7 protein-coding genes are annotated in these 5,441 nt (G+C 66.5%); all 7 read right to left on the reverse strand.

Translation table 11 applies throughout. The annotated features are described in order from the left end of the window. Window positions 1–206: 206 nt before the first annotated feature. On the reverse strand, window positions 207–1,343 hold the full coding sequence (locus tag CSW58_RS04905; protein ID WP_099446537.1) for a tyrosine-type recombinase/integrase: 1,137 nt from the start codon (window positions 1,341–1,343) through the stop codon (window positions 207–209). Between the two features lie 272 nt (window positions 1,344–1,615). Beyond that, a complete protein-coding gene (locus CSW58_RS04910) occupies window positions 1,616–1,990 on the reverse strand; it encodes a helix-turn-helix domain-containing protein (protein ID WP_099446538.1) in 375 nt (124 codons plus the stop codon). Between the two features lie 239 nt (window positions 1,991–2,229). Then, the gene (locus CSW58_RS04915; protein ID WP_143755079.1) at window positions 2,230–2,649 is read right to left on the reverse strand and encodes a hypothetical protein; all 420 of its coding nucleotides are present in this window, start codon (window positions 2,647–2,649) and stop codon (window positions 2,230–2,232) included. A 23-nt stretch (window positions 2,650–2,672) separates the two neighbouring features. Then, a complete protein-coding gene (locus CSW58_RS04920; protein WP_099446540.1) occupies window positions 2,673–2,996 on the reverse strand; it encodes a hypothetical protein in 324 nt (107 codons plus the stop codon). A 28-nt stretch (window positions 2,997–3,024) separates the two neighbouring features. Then, window positions 3,025–4,197 (reverse strand): ParB/RepB/Spo0J family partition protein, encoded by a 1,173-nt coding sequence (locus tag CSW58_RS04925; RefSeq protein WP_143755080.1) that lies wholly within the window; start codon window positions 4,195–4,197, stop codon window positions 3,025–3,027. A gap of 53 nt (window positions 4,198–4,250) precedes the next feature. Next, window positions 4,251–4,727: a ParB N-terminal domain-containing protein gene (locus CSW58_RS04930; protein ID WP_099446542.1), complete on the reverse strand. Its 477-nt coding sequence runs from the start codon at window positions 4,725–4,727 to the stop codon at window positions 4,251–4,253. Between the two features lie 143 nt (window positions 4,728–4,870). Then, window positions 4,871–5,441 (reverse strand): DUF2303 family protein (locus tag CSW58_RS04935; RefSeq protein WP_099446543.1); only part of this gene is annotated, 571 nt, incomplete at its 5' end.

Raw genomic sequence — 5,441 nt, forward strand, 5'->3', positions numbered from 1 at the left:
GCGGCGCTCAAGGGTCTGGTCTCGGCCCGCTAGAGCGTTGAGGCGCAGTCCACGGCCGAGATCAAGATCTTGGGAGCAAGGCCCAAACCGCTTCAGACCTTGGCCGCTTCGGGCGACGGCCGGTCCGAGACTCTGGAAGGGCGCGGTATCAAACCGAAATGGCGCACCCGACACGATTCGAACGTGTGACCTTTGCCTTCGGAGGACTAGGTTCGCTTGCGGGTACGGCGTTGTTTTGGAACGGTAAAATCGTCCTCTAGCATTGCGGGTTCGGGACTATTCCGGGACTCCAGTGCAGCCCGTAACCCGTCATCCAGGGCATGGGCATAGACCAGGGTCGACTTGATATCCTTGTGACCCAGCACGCGCTGGGTGAGCTTGAGATTGCCGGTCTCGGCAAGGATGCTGGTTCCAACATGGTGGCGCGTGCCGTGGATCAAGCGGGGCGCCGTGAGGCCCGCGCGCCGCGCCGCCACCCGCAAGCGAGACTGGATCGCCGAATAGGTCAGGGTCACCAGCTTGCCCCTGGCGTCTTCCTCGAACCAGATCGTGGATAGGCGGGCGGCTCTGGCCCGTCCAACGCGCGCGGCGATCTGGCGGGCGTCCGATGGCCGCAAAGGCAAGAGGTGTGAGCCCTTCTTGCGGTTGTTCAGCACCAGGCTCGGGCCGTCCGGAATATAGGCGTCAGGGGCGAAGAACACCTCGGCAAAGCGCAAGCCGTAGGTCAACAGCAGGGTCAGTACCATACGGGCTGTCTCGTCGCACGCGGCCAACCATGCCTGCTGTTGGTCCTGGGTATAGATGCGGATCTCGGTTTCGGCCTCGGGCAGCAGCAGGGCTTCCCAATCGATCTCTGCCAGGCCCTTGATCTCCCAGGTCGTCTTGGCCCGATTGAGGATCCGGCGCATGGGCTTTGCCACATCGGCGTTCACGGTGGCGTTCGACAGGGTGTAGCGCTTGGCCTTGGCGTCAGGGGTGTCGACACCGCGCTGATAGGTTTCGCCCCGTCGCCGTTCGATGGCCTTGGCCAGGGTGCGGGTAGTGATGTCGGCCAGGGCGGTGTTCTTTCCGACCAGGCGGATCAGGATCTCAAGCCGGTGCTCGAGCTGGCGGCCAGACTTGCGATGCCGCCCGACCTCCTCCCACCAGCGGCCGGCGGCTTGGTCGAGGGTCAGGCCGTCGCCGTCGTCAAATGTGCCGAGCGCCGCCTTCTCCCGATATCGCCGCTCTACCGCTTCGGCTTTGCGAAGCGTTTCGACGCCGGTCGAGCCGTGAAAGCGACGACCCTTGAACTGGAAGTCGTAGTGCCAGAAACGGCTTTTCGCGGGCTTGTAGAGAGACATGGCCCCGAGGGTCCTTCGGTCAGATAGCGGCGAAGATCGGCCTCGCCATAGCGGCGGGTGCTGCCAATCACGGTCGCACGGATGACGAGGGCGTCACTCAGAGCCCGCAGGGTCCGCACGTCAAGGCCAAGCAGCTCGGCCGCAGCCTGAGCGGTGATCATGGCAGCGTCGGCGTATGCGGCGCGAAAGCGGGCCTCTGTAACGGGACCAAGTTGGGCGGCGGAAGCCTCATCCATGATCGACCTCCGGGTTAGGCCCGAGCTCTCGTCGACCTAGATCGAATTCATCACTCCTGCCAATTCCACCAAAGCCCGTTGCTGGGCGGGCGACATCGCGACGAACGCTCGCGCCAGGTCGCCGGCCCCCTTGAGGTTGATGAAGTCCATGAAGTCGGACAGCGGCCCGTCGGCGCCGCCGGTATCCAGTCCCTCGAAAAGAGCTCCGGCCGGCATGCCCAGCTTCTTGGCGATCTCGAACATCTTGGAGGCCGAAATCCGATTGGCCCCGCGTTCGTATTTCTGAATCTGTTGGAAGGTGATCCCCACGGCCTGTGCCAGTTCGTCCTGAGACATGCCCAGCGACTTCCGTCTGCCACGGACGAGCTTGCCGACATGAATGTCGATCGGATCGGGCTGATAAGGGGCCATGCAAGGATGATCCTGGAAATTGCTGGCGCTGAGCGCCGGTCAAAAGATGTTTAAAGGGGTTAGGCTGGTCAACCTGGAATGGCGGAAGCTCCGCGGCGCTGGCCGTTCGATCTTGCGTTCCGCTCATGACCGACGCTCCGTCGTTGAGGGAGCGCAGCTTGACGAAATCCCGCAGCCCATGGTCCAGCGGCGCGTCTCGTGGTCGGCGGCGTCGGACAGGGTGACGGCCCCGGCGTCCATCAGGCGGCGTCCGCGACAGGCGCCGCCGCGCGCAGGCTGGCCTGACGAACCATGACCCAGGCTTCGGCGAAGTTGAATGGCGCGGCCGGCAGACCGCCCATGCGGCGCAAGGCTAGGTGGTCCTCGCAGTCTTCCAGCCATGTCGCGACGATCGCCAGGGCCTCGGCCTCGGCCTTGTCCAGCAGGCTAGTCGGCTGGCGGTCCATCGCTTCGGGCCCGATGATCAGACCATAGAACCGCAGGAAGGCGATCAGGCCGACCCTGCCGGCCGCCAGCTGGTCCAGGTGCGCGGCGATCTGCTCGAGCAGGGCGGCCGAGCTTTGGCGGCTCATCTCGTCGGGCGCGCCGCGCAATGGGTGCTCGGTCCCGTTCAGCTGATCGATAGCGCTGGCCAGGGCGCCGCGCATATCAATCGTCACCTGAATGCTTCGAACGCCCATGGCTATGCCGCCCGGCCGATCACCGGCACGTCGGCGCGGGCCGCGTCCAGCGCCGCGCGCAGGGCGCGATGGCCGCCGCCGTCCAGCCAGGCCCAGCCCAGATAGCGCGCCTGGGCGCCGTCGGCGTCGAGGGTCCACAGCGAGACACCCGCACGGGGCTGGTCCTCGCCAAACACCAACAGAGGAGCCTCGAACATCTGGATGGCGGCCTCGCCGCGATCGCGGTGCAGAGCCTGGGCCAGTTCGCTCAGATCGGCGAAGGCGACCGGCTTGCACAGCGGGTCGGTGGGGGTGCGCAGCAGGGCGAAACGTGGATTGTCGGACATGCGGGGTCTCCTGAAATAGGCGAGGGCGTCAGCGATGAAGGGGCCTTTGCGGGCGTCGTGGCGGGGGGTCATTCCCGTCGTCCGTGTCGTCGCCGGGCGCGACTTCGTCGGCCTCCTGCGCCTCAGCATCGGCGGCGGTCTGGGCGCGCTGCGCCTCCAGCAGCGCCTCATGCTCGGCATGGCTGACCACGGCCGATCGAGGTCGGCGGCGGCGTTGACGGCGGCCATGACCAGGCGGATGCGGGCATTGGCCAGGGATCCCGCCGCTCCAGGCGCGCAGGTCGACCTGTTGGTTGTTGGCGTCGAGCAGCTGGCCGGGCTGGTCAGGGTGCTCGGGTTCGACGAACCGCCAGGGCAGACGCGCGCCGGTGTCTTCCAGGGTCTTGGCGACGGCCTCGGCCTCCCATTGGCGGGTCGTCATGGCCGCGACCAGATCGTTCGCCCGCCCGTTCACCGCCACGCGCTCCTGCTGCCTGGCCTTGAAGATGGCGTCCCGCCGGTCCTGCTCTTGCCTGTGGGCGTCTGCGGCCAGCGCGGCGGCCTCGACGCAGGCCTGGCCCTCGGGCGTCAGTTCAAAGGGGCCGTTCAGCCAAGGGGTCAGATAGCGGCCCTCGGTGTCGGCCTGTTCGGCCGCGTCGGATCCGGCGGCGGCGGCGCGCACGGCCAGCAGGTTGGCGGGTTTAAACAGGTCGGGGTGGTGGATCTTGATCTGTTCAAAGCCACTCCAGCCGACGAATTCCACCTTGTAGATTCCCGTCGTCCGATCTGGGCCTTGCGCGTACAGCAGGCCTCGGCCCTGCAGGGTGCTCAGCACCGGGTCAGCGATGGCGACCGGGTCGCATTCGATCCGGCGATAGGCGCTGACCTCGTCGCCCATGGCGGCGATCACCTCGGCGATGACCAGGGCCTGGGCTGGGGTCAGAACCAGCGGCTCGGGCCGGTTAGCCAGGCGCTTGCGGGCCTCGCCGACCGAAAGCTCCCCTGCCAGCAGCATGGCCTTCTCTTTGTCGTTCAGCTGGTTCAGCTGCAGGCGCTGCTGCACGAAGCGCTGGGTCTTGTTGACCTTGTCGGCCACGTCGGCCGTGCTCCAGCCATGGCCAGCGACCAGACGCTCAAAGGCCTGGGCCTCTTCCAGCGGGTTCAGATCGACGCGCTGCAGGTTCTCGACCAGTGCGGCCAGAGCGTGGTCGTTGTCGTCCATGGCGCGGATCTGCACCGGCACAAGACGGTCGGCCGGCCAGTCGCCGCGGTCGATCAGCAGGCCGATGGCACGCCAGCGGCGCTCGCCCGAAACCAGCCGATGCAGGGCGCAGGGCGATCCGTCGGCCAGGGGGCATCGGGCCGCACGACCAGGTTCTGCATCAGGCCCTGGGCGGCGATCGAATTGGCCAACTCGGCCAGGGCCTCGTCGTCAAATGCGCGGCGCGGGTTGAGGGGATCGGGCTGAATCAAGTGATGCGGCAGGGCGGTAAAGCCCTCGGCCAGAATGGCGCCATCGGGCGCGCCATTTGCCCGGTCGAGCGCCGCCAGCATCGACGCGCCAAGCGCCGTCAGGGTCAGCGCGTCACGATCAATCAGGCCGTCATTTTCTAGGACGGTCAGGTCCCGGGCGATGTTCTTTGGCGACCGATCCGCCGCGATGGCCAGCTCCGTCGGTGTGGCGCATGCGCCGGCCTGGATGGCGCGCAGAAGGGGTTCGGCGGTGACGGCTAGCGGAGTCAGGGCGTTCATCGACTCGGTATCCTGATTTTTTTGGGGTTTGCGCTCGGCGGCCCCATGCCGGCCGGGCGCGGCCTCCTGGGCCGGTAGGTTCAGTTTGGCGGGGCGGCCCGCGCGGGCCTGGCCATCGTTAAGTCGCGCGGGCCTGGTCGCGCTTAGCGCGGCGTATCGAACTTGCCGAACACCGCCAGGCAGTCGATGCGATCCTGGGCGGTCAGCAAATGCTGCTGGAACACCGCCTGGCGCACATGCTCCTTGCGGTGCAGCGCCACGCCCAACATCAACTTGCCGTCCTGCACCCGATGGCGAAGGTTGGCGTACAATTCGACAGGGCTGTCGCCGAAGAACACCGGCAGGCTCAACAGAAAGCGCTTGGGCGCCTCGACGCCGCCCGTCCGGGTGCCCACGTCGGTCTCTTCGGTATAGTCGAAAGAGACGTTGTCGCTGGCGGTCTTGACCGTGCCCTTGAAATTCGCGCGCTGCACCGATTGCAGGTCGGACACGACTTCCAACAGGTCGGCGCCGGTGGGGGCGATGATATCGGCGGCGTTTTCCTCGATGAACCGGGCGAAAGTCAGCTGTTCCATCATCGTGCCGTCGATCTTGTTCCAGACGGCCCATTCGACCGAATAGGGCAGGGTCAGGGTCGCGACATGGGCGACAAGATCGGCCTTGGTCGGGCCGTGGTAATCGAGCGCCGCGACGATGGTGTTGCTGTCGACATCA

It is taken from the genome of Caulobacter sp. B11, assembly GCF_002737765.1.
Lineage (GTDB): Bacteria > Pseudomonadota > Alphaproteobacteria > Caulobacterales > Caulobacteraceae > Caulobacter.

Coding starts and splice junctions, on each gene's coding strand:
- CSW58_RS04905 (WP_099446537.1), bottom strand. CDS start 1,343: ATGTCTCTCTACAAGCCCGCGAAAAGCCGTTTCTGGCACTACGACTTC.
- CSW58_RS04910 (WP_099446538.1), bottom strand. CDS start 1,990: ATGGCCCCTTATCAGCCCGATCCGATCGACATTCATGTCGGCAAGCTC.
- CSW58_RS04920 (WP_099446540.1), bottom strand. CDS start 2,996: ATGTCCGACAATCCACGTTTCGCCCTGCTGCGCACCCCCACCGACCCG.
- CSW58_RS04925 (WP_143755080.1), bottom strand. CDS start 4,197: ATGGACGACAACGACCACGCTCTGGCCGCACTGGTCGAGAACCTGCAG.
- CSW58_RS04930 (WP_099446542.1), bottom strand. CDS start 4,727: ATGAACGCCCTGACTCCGCTAGCCGTCACCGCCGAACCCCTTCTGCGC.